19 protein-coding genes and 1 pseudogene are annotated in these 23,501 nt (G+C 63.4%); 13 read left to right on the top strand and 7 right to left on the bottom strand.

Annotation, left to right across the window (positions count from 1 at the left end; all coding sequences use genetic code 11):
* Positions 1 to 170: 170 nt before the first annotated feature.
* Genes C6W55_RS15845 through C6W55_RS15835 form a run of 3 tightly spaced genes read right to left on the bottom strand, consistent with a single transcriptional unit; the run spans position 171 to position 2,378 of the window.
* Entirely contained in the window at positions 171 to 503 is a 333-nt protein-coding gene (locus tag C6W55_RS15845) for a luciferase domain-containing protein (RefSeq protein WP_213483919.1), read from the bottom strand.
* On the bottom strand, positions 500 to 1,900 hold the full coding sequence (locus tag C6W55_RS15840; RefSeq protein ID WP_286893774.1) for an MFS transporter: 1,401 nt from the start codon (positions 1,898 to 1,900) through the stop codon (positions 500 to 502). Before C6W55_RS15840 ends, C6W55_RS15845 begins: the two co-directional genes overlap by 4 nt.
* A complete protein-coding gene (locus C6W55_RS15835) occupies positions 1,893 to 2,378 on the bottom strand; it encodes a MarR family winged helix-turn-helix transcriptional regulator (protein ID WP_286893772.1) in 486 nt (161 codons plus the stop codon). Before C6W55_RS15835 ends, C6W55_RS15840 begins: the two co-directional genes overlap by 8 nt.
* A gap of 464 nt (positions 2,379 to 2,842) precedes the next feature.
* Here C6W55_RS15835 and C6W55_RS15830 point away from each other — a divergent pair, with 464 nt between their 5' ends.
* From C6W55_RS15830 to C6W55_RS15815, 4 genes are all read left to right on the top strand, one after another.
* Positions 2,843 to 3,286, top strand: a complete 444-nt coding sequence (locus C6W55_RS15830) for a DoxX family protein (RefSeq protein ID WP_286893771.1) — start codon at positions 2,843 to 2,845, stop codon at positions 3,284 to 3,286.
* A gap of 85 nt (positions 3,287 to 3,371) precedes the next feature.
* Entirely contained in the window at positions 3,372 to 4,355 is a 984-nt protein-coding gene (locus C6W55_RS15825; RefSeq protein ID WP_286893769.1) for a stalk domain-containing protein, read from the top strand.
* Positions 4,356 to 4,539: 184 nt separating this feature from the next.
* On the top strand, positions 4,540 to 5,646 hold the full coding sequence (locus tag C6W55_RS15820) for a glycosyltransferase family 2 protein (RefSeq protein ID WP_015256162.1): 1,107 nt from the start codon (positions 4,540 to 4,542) through the stop codon (positions 5,644 to 5,646).
* Positions 5,646 to 6,251 carry a glycerol-3-phosphate acyltransferase gene (locus C6W55_RS15815; RefSeq protein WP_286893766.1) on the top strand — a complete coding sequence of 202 codons (606 nt, stop codon included), beginning with the start codon at positions 5,646 to 5,648 and terminating at the stop codon, positions 6,249 to 6,251. The genes C6W55_RS15820 and C6W55_RS15815 overlap by 1 nt, the downstream gene beginning before the upstream one ends.
* Here C6W55_RS15815 and C6W55_RS15810 read toward each other — a convergent pair.
* Positions 6,223 to 7,209 carry an alpha/beta fold hydrolase gene (locus C6W55_RS15810; protein ID WP_286893764.1) on the bottom strand — a complete coding sequence of 329 codons (987 nt, stop codon included), beginning with the start codon at positions 7,207 to 7,209 and terminating at the stop codon, positions 6,223 to 6,225. The genes C6W55_RS15815 and C6W55_RS15810 overlap by 29 nt on opposite strands.
* An 86-nt stretch (positions 7,210 to 7,295) precedes the next feature.
* Positions 7,296 to 8,078: a TetR/AcrR family transcriptional regulator gene (locus tag C6W55_RS15805; RefSeq protein WP_286893762.1), complete on the bottom strand. Its 783-nt coding sequence runs from the start codon at positions 8,076 to 8,078 to the stop codon at positions 7,296 to 7,298.
* A 220-nt stretch (positions 8,079 to 8,298) separates the two neighbouring features.
* Here C6W55_RS15805 and C6W55_RS15800 point away from each other — a divergent pair, with 220 nt between their 5' ends.
* Positions 8,299 to 8,637 (top strand): carboxymuconolactone decarboxylase family protein, encoded by a 339-nt coding sequence (locus C6W55_RS15800; protein ID WP_286893760.1) that lies wholly within the window; start codon positions 8,299 to 8,301, stop codon positions 8,635 to 8,637.
* A gap of 69 nt (positions 8,638 to 8,706) precedes the next feature.
* Here C6W55_RS15800 and C6W55_RS15795 read toward each other — a convergent pair.
* Both C6W55_RS15795 and C6W55_RS15790 read right to left on the bottom strand, forming a co-directional pair.
* A pseudogene (locus C6W55_RS15795) lies at positions 8,707 to 9,131 on the bottom strand (SRPBCC family protein).
* A 71-nt stretch (positions 9,132 to 9,202) separates the two neighbouring features.
* On the bottom strand, positions 9,203 to 10,159 hold the full coding sequence (locus tag C6W55_RS15790) for a sigma-70 family RNA polymerase sigma factor (protein WP_286893758.1): 957 nt from the start codon (positions 10,157 to 10,159) through the stop codon (positions 9,203 to 9,205).
* A gap of 272 nt (positions 10,160 to 10,431) precedes the next feature.
* Between C6W55_RS15790 and C6W55_RS15785 the strand changes: the two genes are divergently transcribed.
* From C6W55_RS15785 to C6W55_RS15750, 8 genes are all read left to right on the top strand, one after another.
* Entirely contained in the window at positions 10,432 to 10,617 is a 186-nt protein-coding gene (locus tag C6W55_RS15785; RefSeq protein ID WP_286893756.1) for a hypothetical protein, read from the top strand.
* A 147-nt stretch (positions 10,618 to 10,764) separates the two neighbouring features.
* Positions 10,765 to 14,988, top strand: a complete 4,224-nt coding sequence (locus C6W55_RS15780; RefSeq protein ID WP_286893755.1) for a glycosyl hydrolase 53 family protein — start codon at positions 10,765 to 10,767, stop codon at positions 14,986 to 14,988.
* Between the two features lie 159 nt (positions 14,989 to 15,147).
* Positions 15,148 to 17,028: a sensor histidine kinase gene (locus tag C6W55_RS15775; protein ID WP_286893754.1), complete on the top strand. Its 1,881-nt coding sequence runs from the start codon at positions 15,148 to 15,150 to the stop codon at positions 17,026 to 17,028.
* Positions 17,025 to 18,644 carry a response regulator gene (locus tag C6W55_RS15770; RefSeq protein WP_213483887.1) on the top strand — a complete coding sequence of 540 codons (1,620 nt, stop codon included), beginning with the start codon at positions 17,025 to 17,027 and terminating at the stop codon, positions 18,642 to 18,644. The genes C6W55_RS15775 and C6W55_RS15770 overlap by 4 nt, the downstream gene beginning before the upstream one ends.
* A 132-nt stretch (positions 18,645 to 18,776) precedes the next feature.
* On the top strand, positions 18,777 to 20,513 hold the full coding sequence (locus tag C6W55_RS15765; protein ID WP_015256156.1) for an extracellular solute-binding protein: 1,737 nt from the start codon (positions 18,777 to 18,779) through the stop codon (positions 20,511 to 20,513).
* 148 nt (positions 20,514 to 20,661) lie between these two features.
* Complete coding sequence (locus tag C6W55_RS15760; protein WP_286893752.1) at positions 20,662 to 21,558, top strand: ABC transporter permease; 897 nt, start codon at positions 20,662 to 20,664, stop codon at positions 21,556 to 21,558.
* Between the two features lie 12 nt (positions 21,559 to 21,570).
* On the top strand, positions 21,571 to 22,449 hold the full coding sequence (locus C6W55_RS15755) for a carbohydrate ABC transporter permease (RefSeq protein ID WP_286893750.1): 879 nt from the start codon (positions 21,571 to 21,573) through the stop codon (positions 22,447 to 22,449).
* Positions 22,450 to 22,456: 7 nt separating this feature from the next.
* Positions 22,457 to 23,497: a glycoside hydrolase family 53 protein gene (locus C6W55_RS15750; protein ID WP_286893748.1), complete on the top strand. Its 1,041-nt coding sequence runs from the start codon at positions 22,457 to 22,459 to the stop codon at positions 23,495 to 23,497.
* Positions 23,498 to 23,501 lie beyond the last annotated feature (4 nt).

Below are 23,501 nucleotides of genomic sequence, written 5' to 3'. Positions count from 1 at the left end.
TTAATAAGATTTTCGGAACATCCCCGGCGCTTCCTGCTATGTGCTCCATAACGGCACGATCGACAGAAAGAAATGCCGGTACGATCGCGCAAGTCGGAAGGCGGCCGCCGCACGGTTGCGGTCATGGCGTGTGGCGGAAGATTGGTGAAAAGGAAAAAGACAGCGGCGGATCAGTCCCGCACGCTGTCTTTGTTCATCAGCCGATCGTAGTTGAACCGCAGCAGTTCGACCGCATGGGCTGCCGCGGCGTCATCGGTGACATGCACCGACACCCAGTTCGATTCCGGATGGATATGGTGCGGGGACGCTTTCCCGCGAGCGATCGCTTCGTCCCGCACCGCCTTGGGCAGCAGGATGTCGACGAGGGAAAACCCGTGCGTATGGCCGATTTCTTTGCCGTTTACGAGAAATTCCGTGCCGCCGAACCGGTGCGGTCCCGTCGTCACGCCCGGCCATGCGCATACTTCGGCAAACCACGCCGGCGGTTTCGTTCGTTCCGTCATCCGCTTGTCACGCTCCTTTCACGCGCGGCCCCGGCGCCGAACCGAACCCGATAGACGATGAGCAGGACGATGTGCAGGGCGGCCAGCGCACCATAGATCAGATTGAAGGCTCCGGCGTTCAGTGCGAGTTCGGACGCCAAGCCGGTTCTTCCCGCCTCGACGGCGACGCCGTACAAACTGGCCGATACCGCATTGGAGATGAAGTTCGTCATGGAGAACAAGCCCATGCCGACGCCCGCCTCCGGCTTCGGCAGCGTGCCCGACACGGAGTTGGTGATGGCGACCTGGATGAACGTCTGTCCGACGTTGCCGAACATCAGGACGAGCGGAATCGCCCAGACGGGCAATGTCCCCGCGAGGAGGCCCATGAGCGAGAAGCAGGTGATGAGCAGCCCGGCGGCGATGGCGTAGAGCGCAAGATTCCCCTTGCGGTCCGCCAGCTTGCCGCCGCGCCTGCCGAGCACGGCCGCCGCGAAAGCGGCAGGCACCAGGGCGAAGCCGATCCACTGGGATTCGAGATGGTACACGTCCGCCAGCAGCATCGGCGTCAGCAGGAACACGCCGTTCGAGGCCGCGGCGATCAGCGAGGTCATCATAAGACCGGTCCGATATTTCCGATTCCGGAACAGGGCCGGCCGCACGAACGGCTCCCGCACGCGCCGGATGTGAACGATGAACAGCGCCAGCGCGGCGGCGAACGCCGCGAACAGCCAGACGTTCCACCAGGTGAATGCGAGCAGCAGCGCTGCCGTCGCCGCAAGCAGCAGCCCGCCGCCGGGGGTGTCGAGCTTCCCTTGCGGGTTGCCGGCGGCGTCTGCCGCTTTCAGATATTTGCGGAACAGCGGCAAGAGCGTCAGCATCAGCAAGGACGGTACATAAAGCCACCGCCAGTTCGCGAAGCTGAGCAGCAGCGCCGAGACGACCGGGCCGAGCACGCCGCCGATCGCCAGCCCGACCGCGGTCATGCTGATCGCCGAACCTCTGCGTTCCGGCGCGAAATACCGGATCGGCAGAATCATGGCCATCGCCGGCACGACGGACGCGCCGGCCGCTTGCAGCAGCCGCCCCGCGAGCGCCGTCCAGAACGTCTGCGACAGCAGGCCGGTCAGGGAACCCGCCGTGAAGATGAACAGACCGATGGTGATGATCGGCCGCAGCGCGAACCGGTCCGCCAGCTTGCCGTAGACGACGGTGCCGAAACCGTAAAAGAGCGTATAGCCGGAAGACAGCCAGCTCGCCTGCGCCAGCGTGATCCCGAACTGCCGGCTGATCTCCGGCACGACAATGTTGAACGAGCTGGCGCTCATGAACGACAGCACCGCCGTGACCATCATCAGCCGCATCAGCCGCATGCCGGCCCGTTCGCGTTGCTCGTCATGTGTCAGTTGGTCAGTCATCGTCATCCGCACCTCCTTCTTCTCCCGCATCATGGCGTCCGGCTTCGACCAGCGCCAGTGCGTTCGCCGACATGCGCTTGATGGTGCGCATCATGAACGCGTACTCGTCTTCGGTGAGCCCCTCTTCGAGCGTCCGGGTCCACTTTCGCAGCTTCTCTTGGATCACATCGCGTATCTTCAGCCCTTCAGGGGTCAGCGTCACCGCGTATGCCCGGGCGTCGTTCTGGTCGCGCGCCCTGCGCACAAGCCCGAGCTTCTCCAGCCGGCTGATCGCCCGCGCCGTCGCGGCCTTGTTGATGTACAGGTTCCGGGACAGCGTCTCCTGGGAGACGCCGTCCTTTTCGTACAGATTCACGAGGTAAATGTACTCCGATGATCGGATGCCGTACGGCTTCAGTTCCCGGTTAAGATACATCTGGAATTGGCGATGCAGCACCGAGATCCATTTCGCCACGCTTTCTTTGCGGGTGTCGTTCATTGTGCGCCGCCTCTGTGTACTGGGATGGTTGATAAGTCAACTATATGCGAAGATAGTTGACTTGTCAACAGTAAGGTTAGAAATGCAAGCTGCACACGCCGGACATTCTGAGCATCGGGGAAAAGATTGTGCTTTATACCTGTGTTCCGCAAGTGGTTTTGTACGCAACGACAGGGGGCTTGCTGCTGGTTGGTAAAAGGGCCGGATGGAATTTTGATTTTGTCAACGTTGATTTTCCAATTGATGAAGCTTATTGAATTGGGCGGAGAATGATCGTCCCGGTCTTGTCATTGTGTGTGCTGTATGTTGCGGCGCATCAGTATTTTTACAAATTATTTTTCGAACGATGAAAGGCCCATGATTATTTCATGGGCCTACTCGATATGCCCTCCCAAAACTATTTAAAGACCGGCGGTCGGTCTTTTAAAATAAATTTTAGATGAGCGCAAACGGGAGGTTCGAGAATGGCACCGTTTATCATGCTGGTCGGATCGCTGCTGCTTTTCCGCTTGGCGGGTTATATGGGATGGACGTATTTCGACGACTGGACCACGTCGCTGCGCTTCGCGGTCGCCTTGATGTTCCTGCTCACGGCGCCCGCCCATTGGGGAAAACGCCAGCCCGACTTGATCCGCATGGTTCCGCCGGCATTTCCGAGGCCGGAGCTGCTCGTCACGCTCACCGGCTGGCTTGAAATCATCGGCGCGGTCGGAATTGTGATTCCCGCCGTGTCCCCGTATGCCGCCGGCGGCCTGGCGCTGCTTCTTGCGGCCATGTTTCCGGCGAATGTCCATGCGGCGCGCAACCGCCTGACGCTGGCCGGGAAGCCGGCAACCCCTATTCTACCGCGAACCTTGCTGCAGCTCGTATTTTTGGCGGCCGTTCTGCTTGCGGGATTTATGAAGTGATGCACGACGGCCGATATCCTATAATGAAGAAGAAGCCTGGCGGCATGACCGACAGCGCATACGACGGAAGACAGAGAGGTGCCGGATGAAGAAAAACATTTCGCTCCTGTTGGTGGCGGTGTTCTTGCTCCAGACTGCCGTGGTTGCGGCGGCGGAACCGGAAGACGCGGGGTATGATGCATCGAAGCTGTTTTATTTGGCCGATGAAAGCACGGGTTACCAGGTATATTTTCCGCATTATGTCAAGAGCGGTTCCGCCGTACTGGCGATCAACGGCGAGGCGTTCGAAATTGAAACGAATTACTTCGACTATCCGGACGGCGACGGCGATGTGCTCCTGTTCGAGGTGATCACGTCGGACCCGGATGCCCGCTACCTGGATATCCTGATCAGCGACGAATCCGGGCAGTGGTACGCGGCCGAATGGAAAGGGCTGGAGCTCAGAGGCGGAAAGGCGAGCGTCTCGGTAAGCCGCAGCATCTGGGAAATGAATTTTCAGGAAGAGATGCTGCGTATCGATATCTACTCGTACGATGAGGCCGGAGACTTGCTGTGGCATTTCCTTGATCTGTACATCATGTTTACGGATCAGGAGGAAGCGGAACCGGGTGCGCAAGAACCTGCGGCAGAAGACAGAGAGGTCATGGCCTTGCCGCAGACGGCCAACGTGACGGTGGACGGCAAGACGGTCGCTTTCCATGCCTATGCGATCAACGGCAACCTCTACTTGAAGCTGCGCGATCTTGCCATGGTGCTGAGCGGAACCGACAAGCCGTTCGAGGTCAAGTGGGACGGCGCGCGGAACGCCATCAGTCTGATTTCCGGCGAATCCTACACACCCGTCGGCGGGGAGCTCGCCAGATCGGAAAACCGGATGGCCGTAACCGCGACACCGAACCGTTCGAAGATCTATGTGGACGGCCGGGAGATGCAGTTTACGGCGTACACGATCGGGGGCAACAACTATTTCAAGCTCCGCGACATCGCGAGGACGTTCAACATCGGCGTGACCTGGGACGCGGCGGCCAAGATGGTCGGCCTGGATACGCAGCAGGACTACCAAGATTGACCGGATGATAAAAGGCGCCTGGAATGCAGGTGTCTTTCTTTTTTCATCACCGATAACCTCGCGCCATCATAAAGTGTTCTCGGAATACCGCTCATCTGCTACAATATTTGTATTCCATCCGTGTTCCGTTTTACGGTTTGGCAGCGGTCAGCGCTTGAACATCCTGAAATGGGACGGTGGACAGATGAAGAGCTGGATGCTTGAAGCGGCAATCGGAGCAGTGCTTGCGGCGGGTCTGTGGGCGGGATGGCGATTGTTCGACAAGAAACTTCTTCAAGCGCCTTCGGATCCATCGCCGGATGTTTTGCGGAAGACGGTGTCGGTGGTCATTCCGGCCCGCAACGAGGCGGCGAATCTGCCGCATCTGCTCGAGTCACTGCGCGACCAGACGCTGCCGCCCGTCGAAATCGTGGTGGTCGACGACGGTTCCGAGGACGGAACCGGGGAGATTGCGGCCCGTCTCGGCGCGAGCGTCGTGCGCCATGATGATCTGCCGCCGGGGTGGACGGGGAAGAACTGGGCGCTCTGGGACGGTTTCCACCACACGACCGGGGACATCGTTGTTTTTCTGGACGCCGATGTGCGGCTGGCGCCCCGGGGGTTGGAAGCGCTTGCATCAGAAAGGGAGCAGACGGGAGGCGTCATCTCGGTCGTCCCGTACCATGTCGTGCCGCGGCTGGCCGAGAAGCTGTCGCTCGTGTTCAATATGCTCGGCGTTTTCGTCTTCATGTCGCCTTATGAGGCGAACAACCCGCGCCAGGGGCTGTACGGCCCCTGCATTGTGACGTCGCGCGACGATTACCTGCGGGCGGGCGGCCATGCCGGCATCCGCTCCGAGGTCATCGACGACCTGGCGCTCGGCGCGCGCTGCAAGGCCGCGGGCATTCCGCTCGCCCATTATCTCGGCGGTGATCTCGTCTCCTACCGCATGTATCCCGGCGGCATCCGCCAGGCCGCCGAAGGGTTCGCGAAGAGCGCGGTGCCCAGCATGGCCGTGGTGAGCCGGACGACGGTCCTCCTGTGTGCGCTGTGGATGATCGGCATGTTCTTGACGGGCTTGTTCTTCTGGCTGGACTGGCTGCTTGCGGCCGGCCTCATCCTGTACGCGGCGCAGCTGTACCGCATGGCGCGGGTTGCGGGGACGTTCGGCGTGCTCATGCCGGTCCTGCACATGCTGCCTACGCTGTTCTTTGCCGCCGTCATGCTGTATTCGCTCTATCAGACCGCATGGCTTGGCCGCGTCACCTGGAAAGGCCGGCAAATCCATCTGGGAAGCGGGAGGGACGCATGATGGCGCTCTGGTTCATCCTCGGCTTCCTGTCCGGTTCCGTCATGTATGCCCATCTGCTCGGAAAAATCGCCCGCGTCGACCTGCGCACCATCGGCGACGGCAACCCCGGGGCGTTCAATCTGTGGCAGGCGGCCGGATACCGTTTCGGACTGCTGGCCGTCGTCCTTGATTTCATGAAAGGGTTCGTCCCCGTGGCGGTATGCCTGCAGACCGGCGTCATCCACCCGGACGATCCGGTCCTCATCCCCATTGCCGCCGCGCCGGTGCTCGGCCACCTGTTCTCGCCGTTCCTCCGCTTTCGCGGCGGCAAGGGGATCGCTGTCACCTTCGGCGTCTGGAGCGCGCTCACGGCGTTCGAAGTGACGCTGGTCTATGCCGTCATCCTGGCTGTGCTGCTCGTGATCGGCCGCGCGCTCAACGGCTGGCGCCCGGTCTCGTCCGAGGCGGACAGCTTCCAGGTCGTCCTCGGCATGTTCGCCGTATCGGTCTGGCTGCATCAGCGGTCGTATCCCGCCGCCATCTTCTGGGGCTGGTGCGCGAACATCGCGCTCATGATCTGGGCTCACCGCACCGGGCTCAGAGTGTTTCTGAAGAAATGGATTTGACCGGCACGGACGGCGCGGCCCCGGACAGCTCCCGCACCCTGTCGATCGCCTCGAGCGCCAGCTCCGGATGAAGCTGCGGAATCATGTGCGCGACGCGCGGGATTTCCCTCAGCTCGGCATGGGGGATATCCCGTTTCAACCGGGCGGCCTGTTCCCGGGTCCCGTAAGGATCCTCCTCGCCGACCGCGATGACGACCGGGCAGCGGATCTCGCGATAACGCCGGCCGGCCTCCAGCGCGGCGGGCACGAACGCGAGAATGTCTTCCCGGTTCGCCCGGAACTGGCCCGGCCGGAGCCAGAGCTCCAGCGCCGCTTCCCGGTAACCCGCCGGCACCGGCTCGGGGGCGAACGCCTGCCGTACCGAAGAACGGGCGAGCGCCATGCCGAGCGGACTTCCCGGCACCGTGTTCACGAAAATCGGCCCGACCACCGGCGCGGCGGCCAAGCGGGAGATCGGATCGCCGTGTTCCGCGGGATACCCTTCTTTGTACATCGCTCCCGCGAGCGTGACGACGCCGGAGACGTCGTCCGGGTAGTGAAGCGCATAGGTCAGGGCCAGCAGCCCGCTCCAGGAATGGCCGACGATGATCGGCTTTTCCACCCCCATCTGCTTCAGCGCGCCGTGAATGAGCCTCGCCTGGTCAGCCGGCGTCGCCCGCGGCGGCCGTTCGCTGTAGCCGTAACCCGGGCGGTCGAACGCGATGGCCTCATACCCGCAAGCTGCAGCCCGTTCCACCACCTGATCAAAATCGTTCGCCCGAAGCACTCCGCCATGCAGCAACACGACCGGCGTTCCCTCGCCTTTGCGGATATAGTGCAGCTTTGTCCCTTCGACGGTAATGAACGATCCGGCCGGAGGAAAAGCGGCCTCCGCCTGCGCGGACCGGATGCGGTTGTACAGCCACAGCGCCGCGGTCAAGCCGGTCAGCAATAAAACAGCGATCAGCAACATCCACATGGGGAATCCTCCTCTTCGACATTCTTTAAAGTGTTCGATTAACATACCTAACGGTATGTTCAGGCCAAATAAATCGCCGCAAAAATCTAGGATTTTTGCGGCATCATGCCTTGCCAGAGCAGGCGGGCAATCGTCCGGAACATGTCTTTCTCCTGGACGCGCCCGGGATCGATCAGCCATTCCACGACCAGCCCTTTCAGCAGGGCGTCGACCATGAGGGTGACCGCCTGGGGGTCGAGATCGGCCCGGACCCAGCCTCTGCGCTGCATTTCCCCGATACAGGCGGTCGCGCCGTCCAGCATCAGGCCGTGCATTTTCTGCAGCCGTTCGCGCACTTCCGGTTCCCGGCTTGACGTGACGAATTCCAGGAACAGCATCGGGCGGCCGTCTTCCTCGCCGGGGAGGCAGAGCTGGGCGGCCAGCCAATCCGCCAGCGCGGACTCGGGGTCTGCGGACTGCAGCGTCTGATCGAGCTGACGGGGCAGCAGCCGCAGTTGCCGGTTCAGGTGAAGATCCAGGATGGCGAGGAACAGATCCTGCTTGCTCGAGAAATGCCAGTACACCGCGCCTTTGGTCAGGCCCGCATCGGCGGCAACTTTGTCCAGCGACGTGTTGGGGTAGCCGAGCCGGGCGAACACGGCAGCGCCCGCCTCCAGGATGCGCGTGCGCGTATCCGCCGGCGGTGTCTCCAGCGCCGTCTGCAGGCGCTGCAGCCAGTTCCGCATGTCCTGCCGGCTGCCGAGATGCCTGCGCACGGCCGTCCAATGCACACCGGCTTCCTTGGCGATGTCGGCATAGGTGATGCGATCATAAGGCCGTGTGCGGGCCAGCCGCTCCGCAGCTTCGACGACTTTGTCCCTGACGTTCAATCGCGCGCCTCCCAACCTGACCGGAATGTCAATTAAATACCGTTCGGTATGCAAATATAATATATAAAATTGAAGCGGCCTGTCAATCGAGGCGGCTTCCGTTTGCCGTCTCCTCCCGAATCAATTCGATCATCAGCCGGAACGGAATACGAGGACTGGACCTTCGGCAACGGTGTGGCGCAGATGCTGGAAATCGCGCAAGGGAAGGAGCGGGCGGTCCATGGCGCATCGGTTGATTCCTTCTAGCGTCCGGGAAACGTTCGGCGGGGTCGCGGACGCGTTCGCGGACTATACCGAACAGGTGCTGTTCGGCGACTTGTGGCGCCGGGAGCAGCTGTCCCTGCGCGACTGCAGCCTGCTGACGGTCTCCGCCTTGGTCGCGGGCGGCACGCCCGAGCAACTGCCGTTCCATCTGCGTCTTGCGCAGGAGAACGGGCTGAGCGGGGAAGAGCTGGCGGAAGCCATCACGCATCTGGCGTTCTACGCCGGATGGCCGCGTGCCGCGAATGCGCTGACGGTGCTGAGACAAGTGCTGGAATCGCAGCGGTCGGCCGAATAATGCGGCCGCCGCCCCCCATGCACACACAGAAAAAGGGCGCCCCCCGGGGACGCCCTTTTTCGGATCGGCTCAATGCTGCTCCGCGTGCCGTTTGAAATTGTCCAGGATGGATTGCCAGCCCGCCTGCTGAAATTCGAGGGGGTACGTGTTTTCGGCGTCGAACGTCTCCGTGATCTTCGTTTCATCCCCTGCGCGGTGAACACGATGTCGACTCTTCGGCCGTCGCCCATCGTGAAGGAAATTTCCTCATGCTCCTTCACAACATCGTAGGTGCCGCCGAAGTCGAAGCCCGCGCTGCCGTCCTTCGCTTCCATCCGCACAATCAGCTTTCCGCCGGGGCGCAGATCGTTCGTCGCGGACGGCGCATGCCAGTCATTCGAAGCGAAGCTCCAATGCGTGATGTGCTCCGGCTCGTTCCAATACTTCCAGACTTTCTCCACCGGGGCTTTGACGATCGCCTGCACCGTGATCCTCGTCCGGCTGTTCGTTGCCATGCTGAACGCTCCTTTCGAATTGACGCTTTATTTGCGTTTTCACCACTATAGACGGAGCCGGCTCGCGGAATTCATCGGTCGAGCGGATCGGGAAGCCCGAACCGGGCAAACAAATTTCGATTGATAAAATTTTGAATATGCAATATTTTGCCGTCTTTCATTTCAATGACGTGAATGCCCCAAGGAACCAGCAAGGACGAATCCCGGTCCGGCACGTACTGCGCGAGGGCGGGATACCCGCCGCCTATCGTAACCGGAATAAAACGGGACCCCTCGCAATGCCGGCGCGTAAGCGCGAAGAACCGGGACAGATGATCGCGGCCCTGCACCCACATCGTGAAAGGCGGCATGGACATGCTGCCTTCTTCATGGAACAGCGAGACCAGCGCATCGATATCGAACCGCTCGAAAGCTTCCATGTACCGCGACAGCAGCTCGCGGTCGGGAGCGGACGCTTCCGCGCTGAACGTGTGGGAGCGAAGCTGAGCCTGCTCCATCGTTCCCCGTGCCCTTTGCAGGGCGCTGTTCACCGCCGCGGCCGACATGTCCAGCGCATCGGCGATCTCTTTGGCGGACCATTCGAACACATCTTTCAGAATCAGGACCGCCCGCTGCCGGGGAGGCAGCGTCTGCAGCAGGGCAATGAAGCAAAGCTGAAGCGTGTCTCTGCGAATGGCGGTCTCCTCCGGCTGATCCGCGAACTCGGGAGCCGGCCAGACCCAGGACGTTTCCGGCAGCGTGTCGCGGGGCTCCGCGATCGAGACCGCCGGGTCGTACACGTCGACGGGAAGCACGCGCCGCTTCGACTGCCTCAACTTGTCCAGGCACAGGTTGGTGGCGATGCGGTAAACCCAGCTTTTGAAGGAAGATTCACCGCGAAACGTATCCCAGCGCTGCCATACCCGGATGCTCGTCTCCTGCACCGCGTCATCGGCGTCATCCATGGAGCCGAGCATCCGGTAACAGGACGAGGTCAGCTCCGGCTTCATGTCCTCCAGCATCCGGAGAGCAGAGGCGAGTTCAATCATGGCACGGCCCCCCATCGAGTGAAAGGGTTACCAAACTCAGGCTTATTTTACTATGGATTGCATCCCGGAACCAGCGCTGTTTTTCGAGAGCCGGCGGGGAGGGGGCAGCGATCGCGGGTGAAAACCATGGTGTTTCGGAAATGCAACGAAACTGAGAAACGTTAGAGCATTCTCCGGCCGTCCCTCCCGCAGTCGCCGCACACTGGGCGCAGATCCGGCCCCGAACCGGACCCGCGGTCGGTGCGCCTGCCCGCCGAGCCGCGACGGCTTCGGTGGACGGCACCGGTTCTCTCGGCGCGGTCGGCATTGCCGGGGCGGCGCTCTTTTTCACCGGCCATGATCTCGGACTGGGCCCCGGCGGCATGGAGCGGGTCGCCGCTTACCCGATGCTGGCCTGGATGCTGATGTCCGGCCTTGCGCTGCTGTCCGGACGCAGATCACGTGCATCGGCAGGCTGAACGAACCGGCTCCGCGGCATCACCTGGGAATGCGCATTCAATTCGTTGTAAAAGGTGCAGAAATATTGGCTTCGCCTCCTGTTCCCGGCGAACGGGCCGTTCTTACAATGGAGCCTGAGAACGGATATTTGACGGGAGGTGGCCGATATGATCGCAAGCCTCGGATACGGAACCGGACATCGGGCGCGGCGCATTTTCACCGCCATGCTGGCGGCGCTGCTGGCGTTCGGCGCAGCCTGGACGCCGGAGCGCGCGGAAGCGGCGCCCGCCAATCTGGCGGTCAATCCGGGATTCGAGGACAGCGATGTAAACTGGACAGGTTGGACCTATGACGGCACGTTGCACAACGACAACAAGCCGGCCGTGTTTCTCAATACGGACGGAACCCCCGGCAATGTGCACAGCGGCAGCCATTCGCTCGGCTACTGGCTGGACACGGACTTCAGCTTCACGCTGACCCAGACGCTGACCGGCCTTGCGGACGGCACGTATGAGCTGTCCGCCTGGGCGGAAGGCGGCCACGACTACCTGGCCGACGACACATCGCTGAAACTGTTCGCCGAATCCGGCGGGCAGCGGGTGGAGGCGCCCATCGCCGTCACGCCCTGGGGCGATTGGCGGCAGTACACTCTCACGGTGCAGGTGACGGGCGGACAGGCGGTCATCGGCTTTGAGGTCGACGCACCGGCGACTCAATGGGGAGCGTTCGACGACGTGATGTTCCGGCTCGTGGAAGACCCTTCCGCGGACCCGCCGGGCCCGGCATGGGACGCGGACAAATCGCTGCAGGCGCCGGACCTGTCGCCGCGCAGCGTGAAGCTGCAATGGACTGCCGCGACGGACCTGTCGGGCATCGCGCATTACCGCATCTATCAGAACGGCAGACTGCGGGCGACGGTTTCCGGCAGCGTGCAGACCTACACCATCGCGCGGCTGCAGCCGAACACCGCTTATCAGTTCAAAGTGGAAGCGGGGAATGCCGCAGGCGAATGGACGACGGACGGCCCGGAACTGGCGGTGACGACGCCGGATGGAGCGGCCGCGGAGACGCTTTTCCTCAAGGGAGCCGACATTTCCACGCTGCAGGCGATCGAGGACGCGGGCGGCAAGTACTATGACAACGGCGTGGAGCGCGATTTGCTCGCCATCCTGAAGGATCGGGGCGTCAACGCCATCCGGCTGCGGGTGTGGAACGACCCGGTTCTCGCGGACGGTTACAACGACAAGGTACACACGATCGAGATGGCCAAGCGGGTGAAAAACGCCGGGCTGAACCTGCTCATCGACTTCCACTATTCCGACTTCTGGGCGGACCCCGGCAAACAGGAAAAACCGGCGGCCTGGCAGCATCTCGACTTCGCCGGTCTGAGCCAGGCGGTCTATGACTACACGGCCGAAGTGCTGAACGATCTGCATGCGGCGGGCGCCTGGCCCGACATGGTGCAGATCGGCAACGAGATCAACAACGGCATGCTACTGCCGGACGGATCGACAAGCCGCTTCAACCAACTGGCCGAACTGATCGGCAGCGGCATCCGGGCGGTCCGCGATACGACCCCGCCGGGACGCGAGGTGAAGGTCATGATTCATCTCGCGGAGGGCGGCGACAATGCGAAGTTCCGCGGCTTCTTCGATGCGCTGACGGCTTACACGAACGACTTCGACGTGATCGGCCTGTCGTTCTATCCGTACTGGCACGGGACGTATCAGCAGCTCAAGGACAATCTGAACGACCTGGCCGTCCGTTACGGCAAGGAGCTGGTCGTCGTCGAGACGGCGCATCCGCATACGCTCGAGGAAGGCGACGGCTGGCCGAACATCGCCGGCGCGGCCGATGCGGAGAAGGCCGGATTCCCGGCGACGCCGCAGGGGCAGGCGGACATGCTCACCCTGATGATGAACACGGTGGCGCATACGGCGGGCGGCCTGGGCACGGGCGTGTTCTACTGGGAGCCGGCCTGGATCCCCGTGCCGCGAGACGCGAACGGCGACTACCAGGCGGGTTGGAAGACGAAGGAAGGCAACGCGTGGGACAACCAGGCCATGTTCGACTTCAAGGGGAACGCCCTGCCGTCCCTGGATGCGTTCAGGTTCGATCCGGCGAACCTGCCGGCGAAGGCGCCGATCCGGGCGCTGACACCCGCGGGCGTGACCATTCCGGCCCTTGAATCGGTGGTAGATGCGGCCGCGCGTCTGCCGGCTGCGGTCCAGGTGCTGTACAACGAAGGCAGCATCGAGAGCGTGCCGGTTGAATGGGCGCCGCTCGATACGGACCGGCTCAGCCGGATCGGCACGTTCCGCCTCACCGGGCAGACCGCCGGACTGAAGCTGCCGGTTTCCATTGACCTCACCGTGACGGCGTACCGGAATCTGGCCGTAAACGGCGGATTCGAGGCCGGAAATACACCGGACGGCTGGGACACGGCCGGCACTCCCGGCGCCGTCAAGGTCGACGGCAATGCGAACAATGCCTACAGCGGAATCCGGTCGCTCAACTATTGGCACGAGTCGGACTTTGCGTTCAAGATCAGCCAGACGATCACGGGCCTGCCCGACGGCTTGTACACGCTGCGCGTGAAAGCGTCCGGAGGCGGCGGCGACCGTATCCTGCGGCTGTTCGCGGAAGGATACGGCGGCGAACGGCGCACGGCGGACATCGTCAACACGGGCTGGAACGAGTGGAAAACCTACGCCATCGCGGACATCCCCGTCAACAGCGGACAGATCGTCATCGGCGTCGAAGCGGAAGCGCCCGGCGAAACCTGGGGGTTCCTGGATGACTTCGAATTATTCCGCCATGTGACGATGCCGGAATGGAGTGAAAGCGCCAAGCTGGAAGCGGCGGACATCGGAACGAGCCATGTCCGGCTGCGATGGTCCGGCGTCGCCAATCCGGAAGCGGCCGCGGGCTTCAAAATCTACAGGGACGGGAAGCCGGTTGCTGCCGTTGACGGCGGCGCGGACAGCCGCACGATCACCGGCCTGTCGCCCGGCACCACCTATACGTTCCAGGTCGAAGCAGGAAGCGACGCCGGACTTTGGACGGACGGCGGACCTTCCGTCACGGTGACGACGCGGCGGCCCGCGTCCGGCGGCCCGGCGCCGCAGAATCCTCAGCCCGCACCGGGCGGCGAAGACGAGGAGACGGAAGAACCGGACGAAGCAGAGGAAGCTGAAGTCGTGACCGTTCCGGAGGAAGAGCTGGCGGGGGCGGGCGACGGGCCGGTCGTCCTCGACGTGCCGGAGACGGCGGGCGAAGTGCGGCTGCCGGCGAATGCGCCCGATCTGCTCGGGGACCGGCCGCTGGAAGTGCGGAGCGGCGGCCTCGTCCTGCGGGTGCCCGCGGAAGTGCTGGCGCAGCTGGCCGGCCAGGCGGACGGCGCGAACGAGGCAGACCCGCGGGACGCCGCCCGGGGCAATGGAGTCTCCGCCATCCTGTCCGCCGCGGACGAAGCGTACCTGTCACTGCGGCTGCAGCCGCCCGCCGAGCCGCGGCAATGGATCGCCCGCGCGGAGCGGCGGACGGGCCTCGGCCTGACGGCGCTCGCCCGGCTCGTCGATCTGCGCCTGGCCTACGTCGACGGCGGCGGCGAGGTCTTCGCCCCCGAAACGTTCGCCGTTCCGGTGACGATCGGACTTCGTCCGGGAACGGAAGACGCCTATAATCCGGACCTGACCGGCATCTACTTGCTGCTGCCCGACGGCGCGCTGCATCATATCGGCGGCCATGGCCCGGGCGAATGGACGGAGGCCGGGGCGACCCGCGCCGGCGTCTACGGGCTGCTTGAAGCGGCGCGCAGCTACGCCGACGTGCCGGACAGCCACTGGGCGCACCGGGCGATCTCGGCGCTCTCCGCGCGGCTCGTCCTCACCGGCACGGACGCAGCCGGCGGCCGGTTCGAGCCGAACCGGACCGTCACGCGGGCCGAGTTCACGGCGATGCTCGCGCGGCTGCTCAAGTTGCCGGACGACCCGCAAGCCCCGGACGCCTCGGCATTCGCCGACGTCCCGGACAGCGCCTGGTACGCCTCCGCGGCACGCGCCGCGCGGGCGGCCGGCATCGTGACCGGCGACGCCGACGGCTTGTTCCGGCCGAACGAGGCGATCACGCGCGCAGAGATGGCGGCGCTGCTGGCCCGCGCCGCGGCCCGGGCGGCGATCGGCAACGAAACCTCGCAGCCCGGAGCCGACGCGGCCTATGCCGACGGCGGCAAGATCCCGGCATGGGCACGGGACGCGGTGCGCCGGGTGACAGCGCTCGGCCTCATGCAAGGCCTGCCCGGCGGCACCTTCGCCCCGGACGGCGCGGCCAGCCGGGCGGAAGCGGCCCAGGTGCTGCACCGCCTGGCCTCCCTCATGGCCGGATATTGAACAAACATCACAAAACTTGCAATTCTGCCCTATTCCAAAGCCGCAAGATCGTTTATTCTGAATAGAAAGGCCAGATAAGCGGGAGGTTGCCCCGGGGATGTCCGGGCAGCCTCTTTTCACCTTCCCGGAGCAAGCGACGACGGACGGTGAGGGAATGTCATGCCGAAGCACAATCTCTTCAAGAAGATCGCGCTGATTCTTTTTGCCCTGCTGGTGCCGATCGTGGCCCTGTACGTGCTGTCCAACCGGATCAGCACCGACGTGCTGCGGGACGAACTGAACGACTCGAACGCGAACCGTCTCGCGTTCTTCCAGCATCAGGCCGACACGACGATCCAGTCGATCGCGATGTGGCCGAACCTGCTCATGCACGACCCCGACATCACGGAACTCCGGCACACCTTCGAAAGCCCCGTCCCGTCGCTCGGGCTTGACCAGATCATGCTGGTAAAGCGCATTCAACGCAAGCTGAGCATCCAGGAGAACTCCTCCAATTGGAGCAGCACGCTGTCCATTTACTCGCCCGTGCTCGGCCGCGTGCTGACGAGCAGCAATGCGGCGCCCTACGATCCCGACGAACTGACCCGGCGGCTGAAGCCGGGTTGGCATGTGGAGCCGGCGGAGGGCGGGCGGTATCTTTTCTCGCTGTTCACCATTTCCCCGTACGTCACCGAGGACCGTCTGCACAACGTCAACCTCGTCATCGAAGTGCAATTCGACAGCTCCAATCTCGTCCACATGCTCGACCAGTTCAAAATCGGCGACCGCCGCGATCCGTTCTACTACATGCCGGGCGTCGGCGCCGTCTACAACAGCACGGCGGACAGCGCCGCTGCGGACAGGCTGGTGGAACTGCTCGAAGAAGAGGGGGAACTGTCCACAGGCAGCCGGACCGTCACCCTGGACGGGCAGCCGTACCTCGTCTATCTGCAGAAATCCGATATCGCGGAATGGTACCTGATCGACTACATTCCGCTGGCGGAGGTCATGCAGCCGATCAAGCGGACAAACCTGCTGTTCTACGTGTCCGTCGGCTCCCTGCTGCTAATGGGTTGCGTCATGGCTTACGTCCTCTACGCCCAGGTGCAGTCGCCGCTGAAGCAGCTCGTGACGAGCTTCCAGCGGCTGAAGCTCGAAGACTACACCGTGCGCCTGAAACCGCGCGGCAAGAGCGAGTTCGCGTTCGTCTTCCAGCGCTTCAACTCCATGGTGGAGCAGATCCAGGAGCTGTTTAACCGGGTGTATCTGGAGCGGCTGCGCGTCCAGGAAGCGCGGCTGAAGCAGCTCCAGTCGCAGATCAACCCGCATTTTTTCCATAACAGCATCTCCTTCATCAGCAGCATGGCGAAAATGAAAAACCACCAGGCGATCATCGCGATGGCCGAAAACCTGTCGAGCTACTTCCGTTACGCGACGCGCCAGGAGCGGGATTTCGTCACGCTGGAGGAGGAGCTGCAGTTCGTCGGCAGCTATCTGGAGATTTACAAGCTGCGCCGCAGCCGGCTGACGTTCACGATCGAACTGCCGTCCCGGCTGCGCCACCTGCACGTGCCGCCGCTGCTCATCCAGCCGCTCGCCGAGAACGCGGTGCGGCATGGAATCGAAGCGAACGGCGGCGAAGGGCTGATCCGCATCGCGGTCGGCGAAGCGGACGGCGTATGCCGCGTGACCGTGGACGACAACGGCAAGGGGCTGAATGAGGAGGCGCGCAGCCATCTGATGCGCCGGCTGGCCGAACCGATGGACGAGCGGGCCGGCTGCGGCCTCTGGAACGTGAACCAGCGGCTATATCTCCGTTACGGCCCGGACGCCGGAATGCGGATGGAGCCTTCCCCGCTCGGCGGGCTGCGGATCGTGCTGGAGTGGCGGCTCGCTGGCCATGCCGCCTCCGGCACGCCCGATGCGGTGACCGCCGCCGCCACCGACGCCGCGGCCAGCGCGGAGACCCCCGCGGCCGAATCTGCCGCGGACGAGGATGCATACGGCGAAGCCGCCCGTCCGATCCCCCATGTCCATGCGAAAGCGAGGGAACTGCCTTGATCGAACTGCTTCTGGTCGACGACGAGCCCTATATCATCGACAGCTTGAACGCGACGATTCCCTGGGAATCGCTCGGCATCAGCGAAGTGTGCGCCGCTTCCTCCGGGATCGAAGCGCTCCGCCTGCTCGAGGAGCGACCGATTGACATCCTCGTCACCGATATCCGGATGCCGGAGATGGACGGCCTCGAGCTGATTGAACAGGTGAACGCGCGCTGGCCGAACGTGCGCTGCCTGCTGCTCACCGGCTATTCCGACTTCGAATACGCGAAGCGGGCGATCCGTCTGCAGGCGTTCGACTATATCCTGAAGCCGGTGAACGACGAGGAGTTCATGCGCAGCATCGCGGGCGCCGTCGATTCGCTGCGCGACGAATGGGCCGAGGCCGAGCAGCTCCATCGGATGCGCTACCGCCTCAATTCGGACCGCTCGATCATCAGCGGCGATCTGATCCGCGGGCTGGCGCTCGGCAGGCCGTGGCCGCGGCGCCGGTTGGAGGACCGGCTCCGCGAGTACGGCATCCCGCTCGAGCCGGGCGGCATGGCGCTGCTCATGCTGGTGACGCTCGGCCGCCCGTTCGCCGATTACGATGCGGAATCGCTGTCCCTGATCGAGTACGCCGTCGGCAACATCGCCGAGGAAGTGTTCGCCCCGGGGTTCCGCGTCTGGCACGGCAAGGCGCCGCACGACGGCGTCATGCTGCTCGCCGCTCCGCGGGACGGGACGGCGGCCGGCGAGGCCGGGCTGCCGGTCAAGGCGCAGCTTGAGCCGCTCGCCCGCGAGTTTCACCGCCAGGTGCGCCATTATCTCAAGGGCGACATCTCCATCGTCATCTCGCCCTGGTTCGTGTTCCCCGACGAGCTGGCGGGCGCCTACCGCGCGGCGCTCACCGAGCTGTTCCGGCACCGGGAAGACGGCGGCGGACAGATCCTGTTTCAGGAGGAGGCGCCGCACGACCCGGCCGCCGTGACGACGCTCGAGAGCCTGTACCGGCCGCCGACGCTCATCCAATTGCTCGAGTCGCGGAACTGGCGGGCGGCCGCGGACAAAATCGGCGAGGTGTTCGACTCGCTGGAGCGGATGTCCGCCACCCGCGAGCACCTGTACGAAGCGTTCCTGTCGATCGCGAGCGCCTACTTGTACCTGGCGCACAAGCGGGGCGTGCTGTTCCACCGGATTGACCGGTCGGGCCTCGATCCGCTGCTCGATCCCCCGCTGCTGCTTGCGGCGGACAAAGTGCGGGCCTGGGCGCTCGATACGCTGGACAGTCTGCGGCGGCAGCTTACGGAGAACGAGCGCGACATCAAGAGCCGCATCGTCCGGCAGGTGCAGGAGATGGTCATGGCCGAGACCGGGGACATCTCGGTCCGGTCGATCGCGGAGCGGGTGTACCTGCATCCCGTCTACCTGTCCAAGCTGTTCAAGAGCGAGACCGGCGAGAGCCTCGGCGACTACATCATCCGGGTCAAAATGGAGCGCGCCCGCTGGCTGCTTGCCCACACCAACCGCAAAATCTACGAAATCACGGCCGAGCTTGGCTACCAGAACCCGCAATATTTCAGCAAGATGTTCAAGAAGCATTTCGGCATGACACCGCTCGAATACCGCGAGCGTTAGCGGCCGTCAAATGATTGCCAAAGGTGCGGAAATGTTGACATCGCGCCATAGGTTCACCGAAGCCTCCTTCCTATAATGAAAAGCAGACACCGGCAAGGTGCATCATCCTTAAGGCGATTGGGGGAGGGAAACATGAAAACCGGCATGCGGAAATGGTGGTCCGCCGCGCTGGTCCTCGTGCTCGCGGCGGCGCTGATATCGGCTTGCGGCGGCTCGCGGGACAAGGGCGGCCCGGCGGAGGGCGGAGGATCGCAATCCCCGGCGTCTTCTGCATCTCCGAACGCAAGCTCGAATTCCGGTTCATCCGATGGGCAGGATGAAAACCCTTACAGAGACAAGTACGATCCGCCGGTCACGATTACGACGGTGTGGGGCGTGGACCCGGCGCTGCAGTTCAAGAACGGCGAGACGATCGAGAACAACGTCGCGACCCGGTGGGCGCTCGAGACGCTCGGCATCAAGGTCGAAACGCTCTGGTCGGTCACCGACACGAACAACGCGTTCGTCACGAAGATGCGCCTGGCCCTGGCGTCCGGCCAGCAGATGCCCGACGTCGTCACGATCGGCGACGAGCAGCTCGCCCACGATCTGATCGACTCCGGCCTGTTCCGCGAAGTCGGGTCGCTGTTCGACGCGTACGCGAACGAGAAATGGAAGCAGGCGATGGCGCTCGACCCGCACGTCTGGGATCCTTATATCCGCGACGGCAAGCGGATGGGCATCCCGGTGCTGGACTACGCCTACAACCACGACTACCTGCTCTGGATCCGGCAGGACTGGATGGACAAGCTGAACCTCGAGGCGCCGAAGACGCTGGACGACCTCGAGACGATCATGGACGCGTTCAAGCACCGGAATCCGGACGGCCTGTCGCCGGATCAGGTGACGCCGCTTTCCATCGGCTTCAAGAACACGTTCAACACGTGGATGGGCGATCCGTCCTGGGTGTTCGGCGCGTTCGGCACGATTCCGGAGCAATGGAACCTCGCGGAAGACGGCACGCTGGCATGGGGCTCGATCCATCCCGGCGCGAAGCAGGCGCTCGAGACGCTGAAGCGCTGGCGCGACCTGGGCTACATCCCGGCCGAAGCGGCGCTGTGGGACGAGAACAAGACGGCCGAACCGGCGGTGGCGGGCACGGCGGGCATCATTCCCGGTCCGTACTGGATGAGCGGCTGGCCGCTGCAGGATACGGAGAAGAACGTGCCGCACGCGGTCTGGAAGCCGTACCCGATTCCGGCCGGTCCGGACGGCAAGGCGGGCCGCCACGGCACCCGCTTCACGAACGGCGTGACGCTCATCAGCAAGGACGCGAAACATCCGGAAGCGCTGTTCACGTACCAGAACTACCTGTTCGAGCAGCTGGCCGATCCGGAGCCGGGCAGCCAGTGGGACATCGGGGTGTTCAAAGGGTACGACTACGACCTTGACGCCAGCGGCAACCCGATCTACGGGGACGACATTCCGGGCGGCCCGGTCAACATCAACCGCTACTGGCTCGTGCGGGACGGCGCGCGGATTCCGGACGCGCAGATGAAGGCGTTGCTTGCGCTGGCGGACGGCAAGGAACCCGAGACCCGGCTTGAAAAAGAAGTGAAGAACAACTACGGTCCGGAGACGCCGGCCGCCGCCAAGGTGCTCATGTCCCAGCCCGACATCTCGTACACGAACCTGTTCAGCGGTCCGCCGACGCCGACGATGACGTCGAAACTCGACTATCTGAAGAAGATCGAGCTTCAGACATTCAGCGAGATCATCTACGGACAGAAGAGCCTCGACGAGTTCGACAAATTCGTCCAGACGTGGAAAAGCTCCGGCGGCGACCAGATGACGAAAGAAGTCAACGATTGGTACAACCAGACGAAGTAAGGACCGCAAGACAGACAGTCCGCGGCCGGTCCGATCGGGCGCGGCCGCGGACGAGCGCGGGAACCGGAGGCCTTAAGCCTCCGGTTCCCCGTCTTTCGCGATTCAGGCGGTGCGCTCCGGGGCGCACCGCATCGGGGAGGCAGAAGGGATGAGACCCACCTTGAGGCGAACCTGGCCGCTGCACTTCATGCTGCTGCCTGCGCTGGCGGGGCTGATCGTGTTCAACTACGTGCCGCTCGGCGGCATCGTCATGGCGTTCATGGACTATAAGCCGTGGCTCGGCTTCGACCATTCGCCGTGGATCGGACTGGACCACTTCCGGGCCCTGTTCGAGCGGGAGGACAGCCTGCAGGTCATCTGGAACACGCTGATCATTTCCGTGTTCAAAATCATCTTCAATCTGCTCGTGCCGTTCTTCTTCGCGATTCTGCTGAACGAAGTGCGCATCCGGCTGCTGACCCGCACGATCCAGACGATGGTGTATCTGCCGCATTTTCTGTCCTGGGTCATTCTGGGCGGCATTCTGGTCAACTTCCTGTCGACGGACGGCGGTTTCGTCAACCGGGTGCTCGGGGCAATCGGAATCGGTCCGATTCCGTTCCTGATGCACGGCGACTGGTTCCGGTTCACGGTCATCGTCTCCGACGTCTGGAAGGAGTTCGGCTACGGCACGATCGTCTTCATCGCGGCGCTGGCGAACATCGACCCGGCCCTGTACGAGGCGGCGGAGGTGGACGGCGCGAGCCGGTGGAAGCAGACGCTGCACATTACGATTCCATCGCTCTTGCCGATGGCGATCGTCGTCGGGACGCTGTCGCTCGGGAACATTTTGAACGCCGGATTCGACCAGATCTTCAACCTGTACAACAGCATGGTGATGAACAAGGGCGATATCATCGACACGTTCGTCTACCGGACGGCGATCCTCGAAGGCAACTTCGGATTCGCCACCGCCGTCGGCCTGTTCAAGTCGGTCGTCAGCATGGTGCTCATCGTCGGCGCGTACCGGCTCGCTTACCAATACGCCAACTACAGGGTGTTCTGAGGAGGGAGCGCCATGTACCACAAAACGTTGCCGTACCGCATCTTCAACGTTTTCAATACCGCGTTCCTGTCGGCGCTCGCCGTCATCTGCGTCATTCCGCTCCTGCACGTGCTGGCCGTCTCGCTCAGTTCGAAGGCGGCGGCGGACGGCAATCTGGTCGGGCTGTGGCCGGTCGACTTTTCGCTCGAGGCGTACAAGGCGGCGATCAACAACCAATATTTCCTCGGCTCGGTCTGGATTTCCGTGATGCGGACCGTGCTCGGCACGGCGCTCATCCTGCTCGTCACCGTGCTCGCGGCCTATCCGCTGTCGAAGGAGACCCGCGAATTCCGCGGCCGGCCGGTGTACGCCTGGATGTTCGTGTTCACGATGATTTTCAACGGCGGGCTGGTGCCGTTTTACATACTGATCATGAAGCTCGGGCTGATCGACAAGTTCGCGGTGCTCATCATTCCGGCGATGGTGAACGTCTGGCTGATCGTGCTCATGATGAATTTCTTCCGCGGCGTGCCGCGGGCGCTCGAGGAAGCGGCGTTCATCGACGGCGCCAGCCACTTCGGCGTCCTGTTCCGCATCTACCTGCCGCTGTCGCTGCCCGCGCTGGCGACGCTCGGGCTGTTCGCCGGCGTCTGGCACTGGAACTCGTGGTTCGACGGGCTGCTCTACTTGAGCCGGAAGGAAGATTACCCGCTGGCGACCTACCTGCAGACGGTCATCGTCTCGCGGGACATGAGTTCGATGAATTTCACGATCGAGGAAATGCAGCTGCTCTCGCAGAAAACAATCAACGCGGCGCAAATTTTCATCGGGGCGCTGCCGGTGCTGCTCGTGTACCCGTTCCTGCAGCGGTATTTCATCAAAGGGCTGGTGCTCGGCTCGGTGAAGGAGTGAAATCCGGATGATGTTCATCAAGGGAATGGATCTGTCGTTCGTCGACGAGGTGGAGGCGGCGGGCGGCGCTTACTGTGACGGCGGGATGCGCCGGGATCCGGTCGCGCTGATGGCGGATCTCGGCATGAATGCCGTGCGGCTGCGCATCTGGAACGATCCGCCGGGGGGCTTCTGCAATCTGGAGCGGACGCTCGTTATGGCCCGGCGCATCAAGGAGCGGGGGCTGCATTTTCTGCTGGACTTCCACTATTCCGACCGGTGGGCCGATCCGTCCAACCAGTGGAAGCCGCGGGCGTGGGAAGGGCTGGACGCGGCCGGGCTTCGGGAGGCGGTGCGCCGGTACACGGCGGATGTGCTGTCCGCGCTGGCCATGCAGGGGACGGCGCCGGACATGGTGCAGATCGGCAACGAGGTGACGCCGGGGATGCTGTGGCCGGACGGACGCGTGGACGGGGAGCTTGACACGGATGCGCAGTGGCGCACGTTCGCGGGGCTGCTCCAGGCGGGCGCGTCCGCGGTGCGTTCCGTTTGTCCAGACGCCGGGGTGATGATCCACATCGACCGCGGCGGAGACTGGGAGGCGACGCGGAAGTTTTTCGGGAAGATGGAGGAACTCGGCGTCGATTACGACGTGATCGGCCAGTCGTTCTACACCTGGTGGCACGGGACGCTGGACGATCTGCGGCGCAACCTGGCGCTGACGGCGGAGACTTTCGGCAAGCCGATTGTGGTTGTGGAGACCGCCTATCCGTGGACGCTCGAGAAGCCGGACGATACGGGCTATATTCTGGAACGGGAAGACCAGCTCGCGCCGGGCTATCCGGCCAGTGTCGAGGGGCAGTCGGCCTATCTGAGGGATTTCATGCGAATCGTGCGCGAGACGCCGAATGGGCTCGGCGCCGGATTCTACTGGTGGGAACCCGCGTGGATTCCGGCGAAGGCAATGTGGTCGGTCGGCCATCACAACAACTGGGCAAACCTGACGTTGTTCGATTATGAGGGGCGCAGGCTGGCCACGTGGGATGTTTTGCGGGAGGAGGAAACGTGATGCG

The sequence above is a fragment of the Thermobacillus sp. genome (genome assembly GCF_003390775.1).
GTDB lineage: Bacteria > Bacillota > Bacilli > Paenibacillales > Paenibacillaceae > Thermobacillus > Thermobacillus xylanilyticus.
This window is presented reverse-complemented; position numbering and strand designations above follow the sequence as displayed.